The organism is Kribbella sp. NPDC058245 (assembly GCF_042882005.1).
In the GTDB taxonomy this organism is placed as follows: domain Bacteria; phylum Actinomycetota; class Actinomycetes; order Propionibacteriales; family Kribbellaceae; genus Kribbella.
In genome coordinates, this window is sequence record NZ_JBHVWY010000008.1 from 71,581 (window position 1) to 91,216 (window position 19,636).

The 19,636-nt window shown below is 66.9% G+C and carries 17 protein-coding genes; 5 read left to right on the forward strand and 12 right to left on the reverse strand.

All coding sequences use genetic code 11. The features are described from left to right. The first annotated feature begins 129 nt into the window (after positions 1-129). From ACFVWG_RS20095 to ACFVWG_RS20110, 4 genes are all read left to right on the forward strand, one after another. Positions 130-396 carry a hypothetical protein gene (locus ACFVWG_RS20095; protein ID WP_391544837.1) on the forward strand — a complete coding sequence of 89 codons (267 nt, stop codon included), beginning with the start codon at positions 130-132 and terminating at the stop codon, positions 394-396. A gap of 159 nt (positions 397-555) precedes the next feature. Next, positions 556-1,500, forward strand: a complete 945-nt coding sequence (locus ACFVWG_RS20100) for a C39 family peptidase (protein ID WP_391544838.1) — start codon at positions 556-558, stop codon at positions 1,498-1,500. Between the two features lie 25 nt (positions 1,501-1,525). Further along, the gene (locus ACFVWG_RS20105) at positions 1,526-2,647 is read left to right on the forward strand and encodes a hypothetical protein (RefSeq protein WP_391544839.1); all 1,122 of its coding nucleotides are present in this window, start codon (positions 1,526-1,528) and stop codon (positions 2,645-2,647) included. 99 nt (positions 2,648-2,746) lie between these two features. Then, entirely contained in the window at positions 2,747-3,145 is a 399-nt protein-coding gene (locus ACFVWG_RS20110; protein ID WP_391544840.1) for a hypothetical protein, read from the forward strand. A 5-nt stretch (positions 3,146-3,150) separates the two neighbouring features. Here the strand turns inward: ACFVWG_RS20110 and ACFVWG_RS20115 are convergent, their stop codons facing one another. The 3 genes from ACFVWG_RS20115 to ACFVWG_RS20125 all read right to left on the reverse strand — a co-directional run bounded on the left by ACFVWG_RS20115 (position 3,151) and on the right by ACFVWG_RS20125 (position 6,736). Beyond that, positions 3,151-4,068, reverse strand: a complete 918-nt coding sequence (locus tag ACFVWG_RS20115; protein WP_391544841.1) for an NADP-dependent oxidoreductase — start codon at positions 4,066-4,068, stop codon at positions 3,151-3,153. Positions 4,069-4,188: 120 nt separating this feature from the next. Beyond that, positions 4,189-5,514 carry a PLP-dependent aminotransferase family protein gene (locus ACFVWG_RS20120; RefSeq protein ID WP_391544842.1) on the reverse strand — a complete coding sequence of 442 codons (1,326 nt, stop codon included), beginning with the start codon at positions 5,512-5,514 and terminating at the stop codon, positions 4,189-4,191. Between the two features lie 154 nt (positions 5,515-5,668). Further along, on the reverse strand, positions 5,669-6,736 hold the full coding sequence (locus ACFVWG_RS20125; protein WP_391544843.1) for a hypothetical protein: 1,068 nt from the start codon (positions 6,734-6,736) through the stop codon (positions 5,669-5,671). A 238-nt stretch (positions 6,737-6,974) separates the two neighbouring features. On the opposite strand from ACFVWG_RS20125, the gene ACFVWG_RS20130 reads away from it, so the two are divergent. Then, entirely contained in the window at positions 6,975-9,578 is a 2,604-nt protein-coding gene (locus tag ACFVWG_RS20130) for a S8 family serine peptidase (RefSeq protein WP_391544844.1), read from the forward strand. Between the two features lie 44 nt (positions 9,579-9,622). On the opposite strand, the gene ACFVWG_RS20135 is transcribed toward ACFVWG_RS20130, so the two are convergent. The 9 genes from ACFVWG_RS20135 to ACFVWG_RS20175 form a co-directional block, all read right to left on the reverse strand. Further along, on the reverse strand, positions 9,623-10,345 hold the full coding sequence (locus ACFVWG_RS20135; protein WP_391544845.1) for an alpha/beta fold hydrolase: 723 nt from the start codon (positions 10,343-10,345) through the stop codon (positions 9,623-9,625). A 127-nt stretch (positions 10,346-10,472) separates the two neighbouring features. Continuing rightward, positions 10,473-11,375, reverse strand: a complete 903-nt coding sequence (locus ACFVWG_RS20140; RefSeq protein WP_391544846.1) for an MBL fold metallo-hydrolase — start codon at positions 11,373-11,375, stop codon at positions 10,473-10,475. 90 nt (positions 11,376-11,465) lie between these two features. Beyond that, complete coding sequence (locus ACFVWG_RS20145; protein WP_391544847.1) at positions 11,466-13,076, reverse strand: thiamine pyrophosphate-binding protein; 1,611 nt, start codon at positions 13,074-13,076, stop codon at positions 11,466-11,468. A gap of 90 nt (positions 13,077-13,166) precedes the next feature. After that, positions 13,167-13,952, reverse strand: a complete 786-nt coding sequence (locus tag ACFVWG_RS20150) for a hypothetical protein (protein ID WP_391544848.1) — start codon at positions 13,950-13,952, stop codon at positions 13,167-13,169. After that, the gene (locus ACFVWG_RS20155) at positions 13,949-15,886 is read right to left on the reverse strand and encodes a hypothetical protein (protein WP_391544849.1); all 1,938 of its coding nucleotides are present in this window, start codon (positions 15,884-15,886) and stop codon (positions 13,949-13,951) included. Before ACFVWG_RS20155 ends, ACFVWG_RS20150 begins: the two co-directional genes overlap by 4 nt. Further along, positions 15,883-16,701, reverse strand: a complete 819-nt coding sequence (locus ACFVWG_RS20160; RefSeq protein ID WP_391544850.1) for a carbohydrate ABC transporter permease — start codon at positions 16,699-16,701, stop codon at positions 15,883-15,885. Before ACFVWG_RS20160 ends, ACFVWG_RS20155 begins: the two co-directional genes overlap by 4 nt. Next, positions 16,698-17,594: a carbohydrate ABC transporter permease gene (locus ACFVWG_RS20165; RefSeq protein ID WP_391544851.1), complete on the reverse strand. Its 897-nt coding sequence runs from the start codon at positions 17,592-17,594 to the stop codon at positions 16,698-16,700. The genes ACFVWG_RS20160 and ACFVWG_RS20165 overlap by 4 nt, the downstream gene beginning before the upstream one ends. Beyond that, on the reverse strand, positions 17,584-18,855 hold the full coding sequence (locus tag ACFVWG_RS20170) for an ABC transporter substrate-binding protein (protein WP_391544852.1): 1,272 nt from the start codon (positions 18,853-18,855) through the stop codon (positions 17,584-17,586). Before ACFVWG_RS20170 ends, ACFVWG_RS20165 begins: the two co-directional genes overlap by 11 nt. A 77-nt stretch (positions 18,856-18,932) precedes the next feature. After that, positions 18,933-19,586 carry a GntR family transcriptional regulator gene (locus ACFVWG_RS20175; protein ID WP_391544853.1) on the reverse strand — a complete coding sequence of 218 codons (654 nt, stop codon included), beginning with the start codon at positions 19,584-19,586 and terminating at the stop codon, positions 18,933-18,935. Positions 19,587-19,636 lie beyond the last annotated feature (50 nt).

Here is a 19,636-nt window from a genome sequence, read left to right on the forward strand (position 1 = left end):
CCCAGGCTATGGCGGTTCCGATGGTTTGGGACTGGCTCGGGCTCAGTTGTCTGCACGGATCCGTTGCGGTGAGACCGCGATGGTGAAGACTGGGCAGCACGGTTTTCGACCAAGGTGGGGGAGTCCTTTATGACCGACAGCAGTCCGCGTATCGGCCGGCTGTTCGATGAGTACCGGGACAGTGGGGCGGCGGCGGTCGATGAGTTCTGGCAAGAGGTGACTGCGAGCGGTACGCCGGCCTTTCAGACTGCCGGTGTCGTTACGTCCGAAGCCCCGCAGTACGTGGTCGGCGTGTTTTCGGACGTTGTGATCTGGGCTGGCACAACGCGACTCGTGCGGACCGGGCGTAGGTCACGGTGGCCGGCCCTGACGGTGGAATGCGGCGAAAGAATGTGATGGTTCGAAAAATAGTTTCATAACACCTACCGTTCGGCGGGAAGCGGAAGTACTGTTCCCGCGTGCGCACATAACGTCACTACCGCCCCAGTGAACGGAAGTCCGCCCATGCCCACTATTACTATCCGCGTCGTTTCCGTATTTCTCGGAATAGGCGCCGTGATCGCACCCGCCGTACCGGCTGCTGCCACTGCGACGCAGTTGCCGACGGCACACAGCTGGAACGATGTGGTCAACCAGGTCAACACGTCCGCGGCCGATGACTCCGTGTTCCGCTGTTTCCGGCTCGAGGAACTGACGTACTGCCTCGGGTTCGGATTCGTCGACCAGATCCCCACGTCCGCCGAAGTGAGTCAAGCTGTTCGTGAGCCGCTCGCCGGTAGCGGTCAAGAGACCGGTGCGCAGTCCCCGCAGCAGTTCGCGGCCGACCGCGCCATGATGCCGAGGGCCACGCGGCTCAACGCCGAACTCGCCGAGCTGCGGTCCGCCTGGGACGGGCGAGCCAAGGCGCGGGCCTTGGCTGCCGGTGCCGAGCCTGCCCAGGTCACGGCGTTGCCGGACTCCAAATACATCATGGCCGGCTATGCCACCTCACAGGAGCTGGGCTACTGGTGCGGCCCGGCGACCTTCCAGTCGATCGACTGGGCCGACGATGACCAGAAGGACACTCAGGCATCGTGGGCGTCCGACCTCGGTACGACGACCGGCGGTACCTCGATCACCGCGATGGTCGAGCAGACGAACCTGAAGACCGACTGGGATGTTGCCGCGGGCGCCTATATCGTCCAGAGCGTGTCGAGCTGGACGTCGGCGAAGTTCCTCGACGTTCACGAGAACCATCTCGGTGACGGCACGCCGGCCCCGATCATCGAGCACCCGCAACTGCTGAAGCGGTACTTCCCGTACCTCGCCTTCGACCACAGCGGTCACTTCCAGGTCGGCCGTGGCTACAACAGCACGGCCGGCACGATCGGTATCTTCGAGGTCTTCAACGAACGCCGCTTCAACAGCAACGGCAACGTCACCGACGGTCCGAAGAATGTTCCGGCCTCGGCGATGTTCAACGCCACCCTCGCCAACCAGTTCGAGAACATCGGGCTGTAGCTCGATGCGACCGCATGGAGTAATCGTGGCGACGGTCGCCGTGGCCGCGTTACTCGGTGCCTGCTCGGGATCGCCTTCCGCCATACCGGAAGGCGATCCCTCGCCTGTTTCACCGACGTCTGCTGCTTCGTCCAGGACACCTCCGGCGCTGTCGTCGACGACGCCTCCGCCGAGGCAGGTCTGGACGAGCTTTCTGCGTCAGCCGGTCGACGGTCAGCATGTAGTCACCCGGCAGCGCAGCTATCTCGTGACGCGCGCCAGCGATCAGGCCGGTACGACGACCGTGACCGCCCGCAGCGACGGCCGGACCGTCGTACGCCATGTTCCTGCGCCGGGTTTCGTCGCGCAGTCACCGGTGGTGATCGACGATCGATGGGCGCTGATCCAGGAGATCCGCTCCGACGGCCCGAACCGCGAGATCCGCGCTTATCGCTACAACCTCGGAACCGGTAGCAGGACAGACCTCAGTAAGACTTCCCTGCCCCCGATCACCGAGCCGGAGATCGGGGCGTACGGCGGGACGTTCGCGTACAGCACCACCGACAGCCGTCGTCGCTCCTGTCTGGTGATCGCAGCACTGGACTCGCTCCAGGCTCGCACCGTGATGTGCGTCGACGACCCGGCCTACCTCGCCGATCCGGTCGTATCGGCCGACGCGGTGACGTTCAGTCAGATCACCGCCCCGCAGACCGCCCGCCGCTGTAAACGCCTCTTCACTGCACCACTGACCGGCGGCCCGGCCCACGCCGTACCGGCTGTTCGCAACTGCATCCAGTGGAGCGGCGCAACGTTGCATGGAGCAACGATCTGGTCCGAGGTCAGTTCTGCGGATCCCGACCAGTATCAGAGCCAGGCTCATCTTCGGGAAGCCGCCGACGCGTCTCCACGCTCCCTCGGCACCATCGCAACCGACACCATCGTGCCGTGCGGAACCTGGATCTACTGGCAGATCAGAACCGTCCGCGAGGGTGTCGAACGGTTCCAGCTCGGCCGCTGGCACGCCGGCTCGTCCCGTCCGGAGGCGATCTATTCGGCACCGCCGGACACCGCCCTGAGCGCTCCTACGTGCCAGGACGGCACTCTGATCGTCGAGGTCGCCCACCTCGGTACGAACCCGACCTACACCGAGGCACTCCAACTGCAGTGAGCCACGCCCAGCGTCCAGTGGGTGGTCTGGCACTTCCGGGCGGGTGGGGGCGAGTGTCACTATGCGAGCGTTGGTATACCAGGAGGCGCGTGTAGGTCGATGAGCCTTGCCAGTTACCCGGCAGTGACGGTTACTGCGATCGCTATGTCGCAGGAGCGCGAAGACCTGCGTAGTATCGCTCGCGTTCAGTGGGCGTCCCCTCACGGTGAGTTGGAAGACAGCTCGATCGACGATGTCATCCGATGGCTCGAGCACAGTGCCGGCATCGCCTACGTCAGCCAGCCCGACGGGAGCCGTGGGCCGCGGATCCGCGTCGTCGCCGCGAACCTGCAGCGCTACATCGCCAGCAACCCTGACGACGAGACGGCCGACGCACTGCTGACCCTGCCGCGGCTCGACTCCGGCACACCCCCCGATCGAAGGTCCAGGTCCCGCCGGGCCGCCCGCCAACCAGGATGGTTCTGGGCCCCCGGAAGACGAGCCAGACCAGCAATGTAGAGGTGCTAGGGGCGGACCTGGATGATGGTCTTGCCCTTGACCCGCTCGGACGGGTTGAAGGCGGCCACCGCGTCGTCCAGGGACGCGACGTTCCCGATGACCGTGCGCAGCCGCCCCGCCCGTACCCGCTGGGCGATCTCACTGAGCTGCAGGCGGTCGGCCTCGACGACGAAATCGATCGCCAGACCATCAGCCGGCCGTGTCTCGGCCGGCCCGGCGATGGTCACCAGCGTTCCGCCCGCGCGGACCAGATTGGCGGACTGCTTCTGGAGCTCCCCACCGAAGATGTCGAACACCAGGTCAACGTCGCCGACGTCGGCCAGGGAGTCCTCCTGCAGATCGACGAACTCGTGCGCACCGAGGTCCAGCGCGGTCTGCCGATCACTGGCACGCCCGGTGCCGATCACATACGCACCCGCATCGCGGGCGAGCTGCGTCACCATCGAACCGACACCACCTGCGGCGCCGTGTACGAGCACGCTCTGCCCCACCTGAAGGCGACCGTGCACGAACAAGCCCTGCCACGCGGTCAATCCCGAGATCGGAAGACTCGCACCCACCGTGAGGTCGAGGTCACCCGGCAGGGGAGCGAGGTTCCGTGCCTCGACTGCGACGTACTCGGCCAGCGTTCCGTCACGCGTCCAGTCCGTGAGGCCGAACACTCGCTGGCCGACCGACAAGCCCCTTGTGCCATAGCCGAGAGCGCAGACCACGCCGGCGACCTCGTGCCCGGGAACCGACGGCGTCCGGTCACGACCAAGACGATCGGTCCACGTCGTGTCCCAGTCCAGTTCTCCCGGAGTGAACCCCGACGCATGAACCTCAACCAGTACGTCGTTCCCCGCGGCTTCCGGCTGCGGATGTTCCGCCAGCTTCATCCCGGCCGTTCCTGCGGCCTGATCCGTCACCAGGATCGCCTTCATTGCGCACCTTCCTCTATCCAGCCCTGCGCCTGAACGCATCAGCCCAGGCGTTTGCACGCTAACCCGTCCGCACCGGTGAATCTGGATCCACTTCAGACTCCGGAACGGGAACCAATCGGGCTAACGGATGGCCTGTACTAAAGCGTCGAGCGCACCTGACCAGCCACTGGCAGAAGGCGCAGCGAATCCCACGGCCACGCCATCACGGTCCGAGGTGGATCCAGGGTTGCGGAACAGGGCCAGGGGTTCGATCGCGAGCTGTTCACGCGCGGCACGCCGTACAAGCTCGGCCCCGCCGCGACCGGGTTGTTCGAGCAGGACGTGCAGTCCAGCGGACATCCCGGTCACGCGCGTCGTGGGGCACTCACGGCCGATCGTCTCAACCAGCTGCTGGAGCCTGCGGCGGTACTGCGCACGCATCGCGCGGATGTGCCGGTCGTAGGCCCCCGACTCGATGAAGTCGGCCATCGCCAGTTGGTTGACGAATCCAACGGATTCCTCCGCCCACCCCTTCTCCTCGACGATCGGACCAACCAGCCGATCCGGTACGACGAGCCAGCCCACGCGCAACCCAGGAGCCAAGGACTTGCTCGCGGTCCCCATGTACACGACACGATCGTGGTCCAATCCCTGCAACGCACCGACCGGCGACCGGTCGTAACGGAACTCGCCGTCGTAGTCGTCCTCGATAACCAGCGTGCCCCGCCGCCGTGCCCAGTCGACCACTGCCGCCCGCCGATCAGACTGCAGCGCCACGCCCAACGGGAACTGGTGCGACGGCGTGAGCACCACCGCGCCCACATCGGGCATCTCGTCCAAGGCAGACAGATCGGCACCGTCCGCGTCGACCGGAAGGAGCACGGGTTCGAGCCCAGCCTTCAGCAACGCCGGTCGCTGGGTGTGAAGGCAGAACTCCTCGATCGCCACCTTGGTGACCCCAGCGTTGGCAAGCACCGCAGCAACAAGCCGTAGCCCCTCGGCCGCGCCGCTGCAGACGACGACATTGTCCGTGTGCGCCTGTAGGCCTCTGGCCCGTGCGAGGTAGCGGGCAACGGCATCGCGCAGCTCGCTCCGGCCTTGCGGATCGATGTATCCAAACGCCTCGAACGGCGCATTGCTCACCGTGCGCTTCACCGCTCGAACCCACTCATCCCGGGGGAACGACGACAGATCGGGATACCCAGGCCGAAGGTCATGCACCAGCCGCGGCCGGACCGCCGGAACCCGTGGCCGCGCTCGTTTCGTCGTGAGTTCTGCCGACCGTCGCGACACCTCAGTACCCGAGCCGTGCAGCGCCGTAAGCCATCCCTCGTTGATCAGCTCCGAGTAGACCCGAACAACGGTGCTGCGCCCCACCCCAAGATCCGCCGCCAACGCCCGGCTGGGCGGCAACCGAGTCCCCGCCGCCAATCGCCCGCTCCGAATCGCCTCCCGAAACGCGTCCATAAGACCCGCCCGAACATTCCGCCCACCGCCGCCAACGTCCCCCAAATGCAGGTCAAGCCCCGCCACTCGCGCACCACGGCTCGCCGGCTCACTCACGCCGAACAACGATACGGCCCGGCGCCTGCGATCACTTGGACGTTGCTGTCGCGACGCATCAACTTCCTGCGGGGGTGACCGTGGAGTCGTCGTCGACGGTCAGGTATCCCCGGCGTACGGCGTACTTGACAGCGCCGCGTACCTCCGGCTCAGAAGCGAGTGTGCGCTCGGCCAGGGCGCTGATGGTCTGCCTGCCGGCGATCGAGACGACCGATGTCAGGTCCGTGGCGAACGCTTCGTAGCGGTTCACGTCCTGCACGGCCTCCAGGTGGGCGAGCGTCTTGGCCGGGACCTGGAGCACTTCCTGCGGCAGCGGCCGAGCCGGGTTGTGCAGATAGTTGTGGCCGTCGAACGTCAAGTAGCCAAGGGCAACGAAAACTGGCAGCAGCATCCGGGGCGTGGTCGGGGCGGGTTGTCCGACCTGCAGCGCGATGTCCGCGATCGGCAGTTCGAGCTCGTGGGTGCCCAGCAGCAGATCGCGGTCCAGCCAGTCCTCAGGGCGGCTGTGCGCCGCACCCCAGGCGGCCAGCTCCGCCGCAGTCACGCCGTCGTCGCGTTCCTTCGCCAACCACACGCAGCTGATCGGCTCCATCACCTGGTAGTTGACGACCGCACTCCAGCCATCGTCGCCGGCGACCGGTACCGGTGATGAGGATCGCCGTATCCACCGCGGCGCCTGCACATCGTCGACCGGCCAGAAATCGAGCTGCCACCGGTCCGTCGGTGACTCGTCGTCGATGTCCGCCGGTACGCCGAGCTCGTGGTGCACGACGCGAACCCGGAAGTTGCCCGGCTGACCCAAGGAGAGCGCTTCCTGAACCCACGCAGGGCTGGTGACATCGGACAGGCCGATGACGCCGCTGCCACTGCGGTACGGGACCTCGACAACGTCCTCCCACACGTCGGATACCTCGCCCACCGGACCGTCGTGTACCTGAACCAGCACCTCCAACGGCCCATCACCGGCCATCGCGCGAAGCAGACCGGACCCGCCGCGTGCGATCGTCCCGATCGAAGTCGGCTCGCCGTCCTCGTCCGCGGCCCAGCCGTCCCCGCTGTCGCGGACCACCAGCGTGCCGAACTCGGGCCAATAGTCGTCATCGCGGACGCTCCCCACCACCGTCATACCGGGAGCCTAACGAGCGATTGGTTTACGACGACGTGCATGGGTCATTTCAGGGGATCACCGTTGAAATGGACCCTTATCTGGTCAAATTTTGAGAGGAGAACCAGCGACTTCAGGGGAGGTCCCCTCAAATCCTCGGGGCGAGGGCTGGCCGGGTGGGTGTTGTGGGGGCAGACTCGGTGACGGGGGTGCTCTGGGCTGTGCCGAAGCCGGGGCCGTAAGAGCGTTGGGGGATGGCATGACTGGACCAGTGCGTGTCGACGAGGGTGGAGTTCTCGCTCATTACGCCGACTGGCGGAGCCGGACGGCTGGGAGAGCGGTCGCGGCGCTCGGGCCGACGGATCTGACGGCCATGGCGTACGTCGCGGACGAGGTGATCGTTGACGATGAAGACCGCGAGCTGATCGACGAACTCGTCGGCCGGTACGGCGCGGAGGTGATCGACGACCGGGAACTCCCCGAGCCGCCGGACGGCATCCAGGTCCGCGAGGAGGGCTTGCGCGGGCCGATCGCCGTACGGGTGAAGTTTCGCGAGGTGCCCGCGGTCGACGGTCAGGACGACCTGCTGGAACGGGCGGTCGGCGATACCGCTGACGAGGTGTTCGCGAGTTCGGAGATGGGCGCGGCCGTCGCGGCGTTGACCGCCCGATTCGCCTTGGACGGAAGGCCGATCGGGCTCAATCTGTTCGGCGAACCACTCGCCATGCCGTTGTCCACGGCCACGGAAAGTGCGATCCCGGGCGCCGGGGCGAACCCGTTCGCCTACGCGGCGTTCTCGGGCCGGACCCGAATGGTCGAGGCCTGGCAGTTGATGGACTCGATCCAGCGGGTGCGCGGGAACCCGTTCGTCGTACTCGCCGTCCTGGACGACGGATTCTGGCTCGACGCCGGCGGCGTACCGAATGTCGCGGCCGGGCAGTCCGGCTCGGACCTCGGTGCCGGGGTGATGCAGCTCAATCTGATGGCCGAAGGCACTCCCGCGGGCGGGATGTCGCCGTCGAACGGCTGGCACGGCAACTCGGTGGCCAGCGCGGGCGCGGGCATCCTGAACAACGCGGCCGGGGCGGCGGGCAGCGGCGGGACGGTGGCCTCGCCGATGCTGTTCCGGACCGATATCTCCGCAGGCCAGCTGATGCGCTGCGCGCGGATGTGCGCGGCCTGGGGGCTCGACGTACTGAACATGTCGATCGGGTTCTGGGGCCAGGCAGAAATCTGGTTCCCGACCACGGCGTGGGACAAGGCGTTCCAGTTCGCGGCGGACAACGGCGTCGTGATGATCGCTGCCGCCGGCAACCACAGACCGCCCCTCGACCTTCCGGATGCCGACGACCACATCCGGCCCGCCACCAGAACCCCGGGTGTGCTCACGATCGGCGCGCTCGATGCCGCGGACAACGCCGCCGATTTCTCGAACTTCGGCTCGTCGGTCAACCTCTGGGCACCCGGTACGGCGATCCCGGTCGCGCCGGACGGCGCCGCTCCGCTCGGAACCACCAAGAACGGTACGTCGTTCGCCGCGCCGATCGTGGCGGGAGTCGCCGCGATGATGCGCGGCGCCAACCCGAACCTGAGCGCGCACGACATCCGCCGCATCCTGGTCGAGACCGCCTGGCCGGGGAATGGCCGGGTGACCAAGGGCCTGGACGCGTTCGCCGCACTGTTCGCCGCGATCGGCGCCGCGATCCCGGACAACAGCGAGCCGAACAACACCCCGGCAACCGCCGCCCAACTCATCGCGACCGGTCCAGGTGGTGCGCTGCAGCCGGGGCTCGGCCCGTTCACGGCGCGGTCGAAGGGAGGGGACACCGACTACTGGAAGTTCCGGGTGGAGCGGTTCTCGACGGTGACGGTGACCGTCGACTGGTACGAACGCCTCAGCACGCTCGGGGTTCACGTCGAGGGGGAGGACCCAGACGTCCGCGGCCCCGATGATCTGACCAGGACGGACACCGCCGGCGGGATGATCCTGACCGGGCTACTACCACCCGGCGGTTACCGAATTCGTGTCACCGGCGGCGGGGTGACGGCGTACAGCCTGCGAGTGGCACAACGTCCGGCCACGTTGCCGCGGGACATGTTCGAGAGGAACGACTCGTTCGAATCGGCGGCGGTGATGCTGTTCGAGACGAACAAGTGGAGCCCGTTCTTCACGCGCAGTTGGGGTCCCGGCACGTACGACGCCACGTTGCACCGCGACCTGCTGTTCTCGCCGTACATCGGCGGTGGTGCGAAGGGCTCGGTCAACGTCGACTACTTCCGGCTGGACGTGCCCGAGCGCAGGATCTTCAGCCGTCCCGCGGTCGCCGTCTTCGACTCCGACCAACTGATCGACGTGACGCTGTACGACGAAAGTCGCAACGTCATCGAAAGCCGGACTGGCCTCCGCCACGTGACGCTCTACCCGCCGCCGAAGTCGACGTGCTACCTGCGCGTCACCGGTGGCCAGGTCACCCGCTATCGCATCTCCACCGGGTTGGCGACCGACAGCCGGATCATCCCGGGACCGTGGGAGGAGGTGCACGTGTTCCCGAAGTGGTGGGGCGATCCGCCGCCGCTGCGTCTGGTCGACCGGGTCACGCACTACCTCTACGAACTCGGTGAAGACCGTGGCGAGGGGCCCGCGCTCGCATTCGGCAATCCCGGCGAGGACGTCCGGATCGATCTCATCGACCGCAACGGCGAGATCGTCCGCGAAGCCCGGAGCGTTGACGACCGTCTTCTCCTCGACACCGAGGGCCTGGAACCCGGTCCCTACATGCTCCAGATATCCCGCCCGGACGAAGCCACCGTCAGCGAGCTCCGCGTCGTCCCCCCACTCCCAACCCGCCACCTCCCTGGCTGAGGAGTCCTGGTGCCGAAGTCGAGGACTGGAGCAGACTCCGTGGGTCAGTTGGTGTTCCAGTGCGCCTCGAGGAGAGAGGCGATTTGAGCGGGCTTCTGCAGTACCGTCCAGTGGTTGCAGTCGAGTTCGACGACCTTGACGGCTCGCAGTGACTCGCCGAGGCGGTGGCCGAACTCGATCTGGCAGGCGGGGTCGAGCGCTCCCCAGAAGACGAGACTCGGTGCTTGCACGTTCGCCAGCCCGGGCTCCCACTCGGTGCCAACGGTCACTGCCGACCGGTACAGCTTGAGGATGCTGTCCTTCATCAGGTCGTCAACGTGAGCGGCTGTCTGGCTGGCGAGTTCGGCCGGGATGTCGAAGCTTGCGACCAGGTCGGCGAGTGAGGCCGGGGTCGAGTCCGCCATGAACTGCGCGCCCTTGTCCGGGTCCTGCCAGATCTCGGCGAGGGCATGCCAGTGGTAGGCGCTGTTGATCGGTCCGTTGCCGCCGGCCCATGTCTTGACGAGGTCGGGGCGCAGGGACGCAACACGGGCGGTGAGAATGCATCCCCAGTCGTGGCCGACCAGGTCAACCGGTTCGCCGATCGACTCCAGGCGCTGGATCAGCCAGTCGACGTACTCCTCCTTGGTCGAGCCGAAGCCTTCGGCACGCGGGGAGCCGAAGCCAGGCAGGTCCCACGCCTGGACGTCGTGGCGGGACAGATGCCCCCGTACGCCGTCCCACAGCCGGTGGGTATCGGGGACACCGTGGATCAGAACAGCCGGCACAAGAGATCCTTTCGTGAAGTTCGGTCTGTCCTCGATCCGGGCGCAACCGCCCCGTTGCTCCCGGATCGAGGACTCTCAAAAACTCTGCATCATGACGCTGGAAGGAAGGTAGGAGTCGTTCTCACACCTAGTAGTCCCAGACGGCCGGTACGAACCGGAACGCGTTGCCGGCGGCCGCTACGTGGCAGACCGACGGGAAGGGAAGGTGGGTCGCGACCAACTGGTCTCCACTGGCCGCCAGCTCTTGCAGCAGGCGGATCCGGACCCGGGCCGACTCCTCGGGGTCGTGCTCGAAACCGTTGTACCAGTTGGGATATTCGAACCCGGGCTGGAAGACCGCGTCGCCGGCGAACGTGAGCCGCTCACCGCCGGACTCCACCCGCACGATGCTGTGCCCCGGCGTGTGACCGCCGGTACGACGGATCAGCACCCCCGGCGCAACCTCGTACTCGGTCTCGAACGGCCTCAGCTGGTCGCTGTACATGTCCAGGAACCGTGCTGCCGTCGTCCGCAGCACCTCCGGGATCGGCGCCGGCATCACCGTCTTGGAGAAGTCAGGCGCCTGCCAGAACTCGGCTTCGGCCGACGCCAGATGAACCTGTACGTCGGCGTGCAGCCGACCGCGGAGACCGTCGACGAGCAGCCCGCCGATGTGGTCCATGTGCAGGTGCGTCAGCACCACATCGGTCACGGACGCCGGCGCGATCCCGGCAGCCTCCAGCCGGAGCGCCAACTGCCCGGCCCGCGGAAACCCTGGAAACTCCGTCCCCAGGCCGGAGTCGATCAGGACGGTCCGATCCCCGCTGCGGACGACGGCCACGTTGAGCGGCCAGTCGAGAATCTCCGGTGGCAAGAACATGTCCTTGAGCCACGCCGCCAGGTCGGGCTCCGCGACATTGGTGGCCATCGTCGTGGCGGTGATCGGCAGGACTCCGTCGCTGATCACCATCACGTCGATGTCGCCGACCTTCAGCGCATAGCGCGACGGAACCAGTTCGTCATGCTTTGCCGTGTTGCTGTTCCAGTTCAAGCTTCGTCTCCTCCGGAAGTGGTGCGTTCTCCAGGGAAGACAGGGCGCCGGTGCGTTTTGTGACAACAGCTGTACGCCCTGTCATCGCGCTCAGTGCTGGATGCGGATGTCGACCATGACATCGAGACGGAGGTCGATCAGCAAGGGTCGCTCGCGTTGCTCGATCGCGACGGCCGCCTTCGCCAGGTCGTCCGTCCCGTGGACGGTGACGGCCGTACCGCCGAGCGCGTGAGCGACCTCGGCCAGGTCCGGCCAGTCGAACAACGAGATGGCCGGATCGAGTGCACGGTCGCGGAACTGGATGTGCTCGGCGCCGTAGCCGCCGTCGTTGCACACGACAACGATCAGGTCGAGACGTTCGCGAACAGCGGTGCTGAACTCGGCCAGTCCTCCGTGCAGGAAGCCGCCGTCGCCGACAACAAGTACGACGGGCCGCCGCGGCTCGGCGTACGCGGCACCGATGGCGGCTCCCATGCCGGTGCCGATCGACCCGAAGTTCTGCGGCAGCACGAAGTCGCTCGGGTGCTGAACCCGGAGCAACGGCAACGACGTCATCATGAACCGCCCACCATCGGAGACCACAACTCGGTCCGCTGGCAGGACTGCGTTGAGGAAGCGGAGCGCGGTCGCCGCATCGACCGTTCCGGGTGTGGAATCGGCCGGCGTAGCGGCCGCCGCTTCCACCGCGATCCGCTCAGCCAGCTGATCGGAGCGGAAGCCGGATCTCGTGATCTGCCGTGCATCGAGCCGGCGCAGTATCGCCCGTGCCACGGCGGCCGGATCGCCAGCCACAACGGCGTCGTACGGGCCGAGGTGGTCAGGGTTCGCCTCGCTGTGGATGATGCGTTTGCCTTCGAGCAGCTTGCCGTGGCCGGTGGTGAAGTCGTTGAGGCCGGCACCGAACACCAGGAGACAGTCGGCGTCCGCGAGAGTCTGTACGGCGGTTGGCGTGGCCAGCCCGCCAGTGATCCCCAGGTCGAACGGATCGCCGCGGAAGAGCTCGCGTGCCTTGAGCGTCGTGGTCACCGGCGCTCCGAGACGCTCGGCCAGCCGGATGAGCTCCGAGCGGGCCGGAATCGCGCCTCGCCCCGCCAGCAACACGGGACGACGCACACTGGCGAGCAGGTCGACAACGTCGGCGACCGCCGCGGAATCCGGCTGCAACGGCTGGTACGCCGCCAGCCGGAGCGGGGTCGCGCGGTAGGCGATCTCCTGGAACTGAAAATCGGACGGGATGTTGAGCACCACCGGACGTCGCTCGATCATGGCGCGACGGATGGCAAGGGCGAGATCGTCGAGGACACTGCCGGGTGTCCGCGCCTGCTCGAACCCCGCGCCGGTGGGCAGGACGAAGTCGCGGTGGTCGACGTCCTGCGGATGGTTGCGGCTGGCAACGGGTGTGTCGCCCGCGATGACCAGCATCGGCAGCCGGCCGCGGACTCCCTCGACCAGCCCGGTGATCGTGTTGGTCAGCGCCGGCCCCTGCGTCACCGTGACCACCGCCAGATTGCCGGTGACACTGGCATATCCGTGGGCCATGAACATCGCGCCGGCCTCGTGCACTGCACCGACGTACCGTCGATTCTGTTCTGCGACGAAACTGTGGGCCATGAACATGTTCGCGTCACCGATCAGACCGAACATGACGTCGACGCCGTACTCCGCGAGCGCTTGAGCAACGGCAGCGTGAACCGCTGGCATGACAACTCCTTCTGCGGCCTCCGGGAGGTACCCGGTTGGCTCTACCAGCTCAGACAGAACGCCGGCCGACGATGTGACCGCATACCCAAGCTAGGCCTGAGATCTGGACCACTCCTCGAATTCGGCGCGGCTGTTGTCGCCGAGTGGGTAGTAGTCGGAGAGGCGGGCGCCCTCGTCGAGGCGCGCGCGGCTGAACCGCTCCCACTCCTCGTGCGCGCCGGCCGTGCGCATCAAGGCGTCTGCTTGGCCGACGGGTACGACGACGGCTCCGTCGTCATCGGCGACGACGATGTCGCCGGGCAGGCAGAGTGCGCCACCGACAGCCACCGGTACGTCGTACGCCCAGGGGAAGAGCTCGGCTTGCGATGCGTAGTTGGGGGTCGTGCCCGTGCACCAGATCGGTACGCCGAGCTGCCGGATCCGCCCCGCGTCCCGGATACGGCCGTCGACCACGATGCCCGCGCCACCGCGCTTCTTGAAGTAGCGCACGAGCATGTCGCCGAGGCATCCGGTGGAGGAGCTGCCGTAGGCCTGGATCACGAGTACGTCGCCGGGCTGCACCGACTCCAGGACAGCCCACAGTGCTGTGGTGCGTTCAATGGTCTCCTGCTCCACGCCGCTGGCGATGTCCTCGCGTTGCGGCATGAACTGCAACGTCAGCGCGGAACCCGAAATGGCCGGCTGGTCCGCAACCAGTGGCGTTGGCCCGTTGATCCACGTCCGCCTGATGCCGAGTTTGTGCAGCAGCGCCGACGAGGTCGCGGCGGACACGCTGCCCATACCGTCGACGAGATCGCGAGGCGCACGGCGGAATTCCTTGCCACGAACGGGCAGGAGGACGACGGGCTGGGTGGCTCGATCCTGGGGCGTTGTCATCGAAGGCCTTCCGAGATGGTCGGGTAGGTCTGGTGCCTGGGCGGGTATGCGCGCCGGGTCAGGTGGAACGTCGGTGTGACCTGGGTGAGCGGTGGGAGCTCGATCACGAGCTTGTTCGCGCCGACCGGGCGCTGCCGCTGCTCGACAGCCGGTTCGGTGACGTCGGAACGGCCGTGCACCGGCCCGGGCCAGCCGTCTGCCAACGTGTCGAACGTGACCTGGTCGATGCGGTCCTCAGCCCAGCCACCAGCCTGTACGACGACCCTTCGGGTGCGGACCGGATCGAGGTTGACCAGCGTGCAGGTGATCCCCTCGTTGGACAGGTGCCGAACCAGAGCCGCGACACCTTCCGGCAGACCGGGACGCTTGCGCTCCTGATCCCAGTACCGCAGACGGGCTGCAGGCAGGCCGCCGTTGTAGAGGGTGGTGGGCGCACCGAGGATCTGCTGCGACAGGATCTCGGTCGCGACCGGGTTGACCTGCTGCCACCAGTGGATGTCGTCACCCTGACTGGCGCCGTTGTCCTGCCGGATCAGCGCGAGCCGCTGCGAGACCTGGCCGAGTGCCATCAGCAGGCTCTGCCGAGGATGGTCGGGATACTCACCGCGGAGCCAGGCGTACCACGCGGCCTCGTGACCGGCTTCCTCCTTGTCGCGGAACTGCTGGACGCGCCGCCAGCGGTACCCGGCCCGGGCCAGGGTCTGCTCGAGCCTCAATCGGTCGCTGTCGCTGCCGCTGTTCCACCAGAGCCAGAACAGGAAATGGATCGGCGCCGGATGCCAGTCGAACCAGCCGTGGGCCGAGTACCGGTACGGCACCAGCTCGATCTCGTACTGGATGTCCTCGCCCAGATGTCCTTCCCACCAGTGGCCGAGTGTCGAGGCCTTGGGATCGAAGTGCTGCCGCCGACCCTGCGCGAGCACGGTGTCCAGCGGTCTGCGGGCCAGGTTCCAGGTGGACTCGTCGCCACGGATCAGGAAATCGTTGCTAGCAGCAATGAGTGCCGCGGACCCGACCGAGTGCAGTCCGTGCGGCCACGCCCAGCCGTAGTGGCCGCCGTACCAGTGGCCCGAGTGCAGCTCACCGACCTTGCCACCGGGGCCGACGTTGTCCGGGATCAGCCCGTTGTTGGCCTCCGCGCGCGCTCGCCAGGCATCGACGTACTCGATGATCCAGTCCCGGAACTCGGCGGCGTTGTCGTAGAGCCAGGCGTTGGCGGCAAGTGACGTGGCGGCGAGGTTGACGGCGGTGTCGCCGACGCCCATCCGCTCCTGCATCGCCTGGCCCATGCGGTCGGCGTTTCCCGGTGCGGCGAGATCGTCCCAGCCGCGGATGCCGTCGAGGTCGTCGAGCGGCAGGCCGTACGGCTTCATCCCGAGATGGGTGGCGGAGTAGCTCTCCCACTCCTCGCCGACCCCGGGGCGTGGTCCGCCCGAACCGTTGTGTGGGGCAACGATGATGCGGTGGCCGGGATCGTAGTTGCCGGTCGGCGATCCCGGCAGGTAGAGCCGGGCGAAGCGCAGCGCGCGTTCGCGGAAGGCCGGATCGGCCGGGTCCGCGGCACACAAGGCGTAGAAGAAGACCAGCGACTCGCCCTGGTGGAACCAGTCGTAGCCGCGTTCGTACTCGTCGATCAGGAAGCCCCGCTCGGTGAGCTGGCGGGTGACACCCTCCCAGTGCCGCTTGGCCGCTGCCAGGATGTCGTCCGACCCGCCCAGCAGATAGAACGTCGGCCAGTTGAAGAAGGGTTCGTAGAAGTCGTCGACGCCGTCGCGACCGAACATCTGCCCGTGGTAGCGCAGCCGTCCGTCCAGCCCGGTGTACTTGGCCTCGAACTCCCGCCACGCGGCCTCGATCGTGGCCATCAGATGCCGCTGCAGTACGGCCCACTCCGGAGGCTGGATGACCGGCGTACTCGCGCTGATCGTTGTCATCCTTTGAGCGCCCCCGACGTCAGTCCGCTGATGATGTGCCGCTGCATGAAGACGAAGAACACGAAGACCGGTGCGATCGCGAGCAGCAGGTTCGGATAGACCGCGGAGAAGTTCGTGGTGAACTGCCCGATCGCGGCGTAGACACCGGTCGTGACGGTGTAGATCCCCGAGGCCGGACCGAGGATGATCTGCGGGTTCACGAAATCCGCCCAGACGCTGACCGCGTTCAGTACGACGACGGTCGCGATCGCCGGCCGCATCAGTGGCACGATCACCTGGACCAGGATCCGGAGCCGGCCGGCACCGTCGATCCGGGCGGCTTCGTCCAGTTGCCGGGGGATCGTCTGGATGAAGCCGGTGAAGAGGAACACCGAGACCGGGATCGTCAGCGTCGTCTCGAACAGCAGGAACCCGGGCACGGTGCCCATCAGGTGAATCGAGCGGAGCACATAGACGACCGGGATCACCAGCACCTGACTGGGAATGAAGAGTCCGGCCAGCATGATCATCAGCGCGACGCGATGGGCCCGACGGATGCCGCGAGCAACGACGTACGCGGCGGGAATCGTCACGAGCAGGCACAGCAGACCGACCCCGATGACGAAGCCCGCGGTCACCAGGTAGCCCCGCACCACGTTGTACGTCGGCGCGGTCAGCGCATCCCAGAGGTAACTGGGGGAGAGGTGGACCAGGAAACTGAAGGGTCGCTCCATGATGTCCTGCTGCGACTTGAAGCTGTTCACGACCAGCAGATAGAGCGGTGCGAGCATGATGACGCCCGCCAGCGTGAGGATGCCGGTACGGAGAACCTTCATGCGGCGACGTCCCTCTCCGCCCGGCGGCGCATCGCCGTCAAGGCCACGGTGACAACCAGGATGACGACCATCAGCAGGACGGCCTGGGCGGCGCCGTACCCGAGCTTTCCGTTCGCGAAGGAGATGGTCAGGATGTAGTAGGTGATGGTTTGTGTGGTCCCGGCCGGACCACCGGCCGTCAGCGCAAGGACGAGTTCGTAGGTGCGGAGCAAGGAGATCATCGTCAGCACCAGATTGATCGTGACCACGGGTGCCAGCAGGGCGAACTTGACCCGCCAGAACGTCTGCCAGGCGTTCGCGCCGTCGATCACCGCGGCCTCCATCAGCTCGCCGGGCAGTGTCTGCAGGCCGGCCAGGTAGAGGACCATTGTCACGCCGAAGTTCGCCCAGATGATCACCAGAACCAGACTGGCGATCGCCCAGGCGGGTTCGGCGAGGAACGGGATGCCGGTGCCGCCGAGCGCGTGCAGGACCGAGTTGACCGCACCGTTGCTGCCGAGGATCGCTGACCAGAGGAAGCCGATGATCACCGCGCCGATGACGTACGGGTAGAACAACACGCTGCGAGCGACAGCTTTGAAGTGTCCCGGACCGTCGACCAGCAGCGCCAGTCCGAGACCGAGCGCATTGGCGAACAGCGTCCCGATGATCGCGACGACCAGCGTCACGACGGCTGCGTGGACGAGCGGCTCGTCGTCGAAGATCCGGCGGTAGTTCTCCCACCCGATGAACTCCGGGCGCGGCGTGAACCCGTCCCAGCCGGTCAGGCTCAGGTAGCCCGCGATCCCGATCGGGACCAGGATGAAGACCAGCACCAGGGCCAGCGCCGGGGTGAGCATCGCGATGTCCCCGGCCGCGGGCCCCAGACGTTTGGGTGGTCGGTCAGCGCGCATTCCCGGTCCACCACTTGTCCATTGCTGCGATCGCCTGCTCGGCGGAGTCGCCGAGGTACAGCTTCTGCAGGATCTTGGTGAGTTCGGCCGACCAGCCGCTCGGCGCGGTGTTGTCGCCGAAGCCGTCACCGGCCACGACTGCCCCGGGCGCGGCGTCGACGATCTTCTGGACGGCCTGGGTCAACGGGGAGGCCTGGTAGCTGAAGCCGGCCCGGAAGTTGCCCTCCGCAACAAGCTGCTTCTGTACGGCGGTCTTGTCGCTGACCAGGTACTTCACCAGCTCGAACGCCTCCGGCTTGTGCTTCGACGAATTCAGCACGCTGTAGAGGTCGCCCGCACCACCGACCTGGGGTACCGGCTTCCCGTCGAACGACGGAGCCGGGAAGACGCCGACGCCGAACGTGGGCTTGGCCTGGTCGATGGTCGGCACCGCCCAGTTGCCCATCACGTACGTCGCGGCCTTGCCGGAGGTGAAGTCGACCAGCGAGTCGTTGTACTTGACGCCGTTCGCGTTCTTGGACACGAGTCCGTCATCGATCCAGGACTTGTAGACAGCGGCGTACCTGGCGTAGTCGCTGTTGGTGAAGGTGACCGAGCCTTTGGTGCGATCGGCGTACCAGTTGGGGTTGCTCTGCATGACGACGGCGTTGGCCAGCTGCTGGAACTGTGCGGCAGTCACCCACTCACCGGCGGTTTCCAGCGGTGTGTAGCCGCCGGCCTGCTTGATCTTCTTCAGTACGGCGGTCAACTCGTCGACCGTGGTCGGGGGAGCGGTGATGCCCGCCTTGGCGAAGGCGGCCTTGTTGTAGAACACCAGGCTCTGGGCCTGGAAGGAGGCGCCTACCGTCCACTGCCGGCCGTCGATCCGCAGTTCCTTCGCGAACGGAGTGTCAGTGACCCACGGCTCGTCCGGAAGGGTCGCCATCACCTTGGCCTCGGCCGCGGTGGTCTGGCCGCCGAGCAGATCGGGTTCGGTGCCGGCGGCCAACTGCTGGGTGAGGGTTTCCTGGACGTTGCCGGTGGCCGCGGTCGGTGCCTCGATCTTGACGGTGACGCCCGGATGGGTCTGCTCGAACGGGGCCACCAGGTCCTCGTAGAAGCTGACCGGAAGGGCCGGTGTCACATTTACCAGCATCCGCACTGTCTTCTTACCGTCGGCTTCGTTCTGGCCCTGGCCGCCGCAGGCCGACGCCGCGAGCAGCGCGGTCAGGGCCAGGCCGGTCGCCATGATGACGCGGAAGCGTCGGCGTGTGATGGTCACGATCCTCCTCCATTGATAATCGACTATCGATTAGAGACAAGGTAGGACCGGTTTCCAGGCTCGTCAACCAGGCAACGTCAGGGCTTGGAGGGGAACTCGCCCTGCCCGACGGCGTGCACGAAGAACGCCTGGCCGGCGACCGCGGCGTTACCCGCGTCGAGCAGCGCCACCAGCCGGACGTGATCCTGAGCGACCGCGTCCCAGTCGCCGGTGAAGGCCGGATCTCCGATCACGTGCTGGCTGATCAGGGTCGGCTCCATGATCGACCAGACCCGGATGAGCAGCGGGCTGCCGGCCAGCTCGACCGCCGTCCGGTGGAACTCCATGTCCAGCAGGCGTAACTCGGCGCGGTCGTCGGCGGTCGCCGCGTCCACCATGCGCTCGGCGATGGCGCGCAGCCCGGAGGAGTCGACACCGGACAACCTGGCCACGGTCTCGGCGCCGAGCTTCTCGACGGCGGCGCGCAGCTCGCGCCCGATGGTGAACTCCTCGGGGGACAGTTCGGTCACGTAGCTGCCGCGGCGGGGGAGGGAGGTCACCATGCCTTCGTGGGCCAGGCGCTTGATGGCGTCCCGGACCGGCGCCTGGCTGACGCCCAGCGATCGCGCGATCTCCGACTCGACGAGCCGGCTGCCCGGCGCCTGAGTGCCGTCCAGGATCGCCTTGCGGACCAGCCCGTACACCTTGTCCGACAGCAGTTCCTGTGTGACGGACGCATCCTCGAAAGCCACCGACTACCCCTGTTCGTTGCTAGCGATAAACGATTATCGGCCACGGCGGG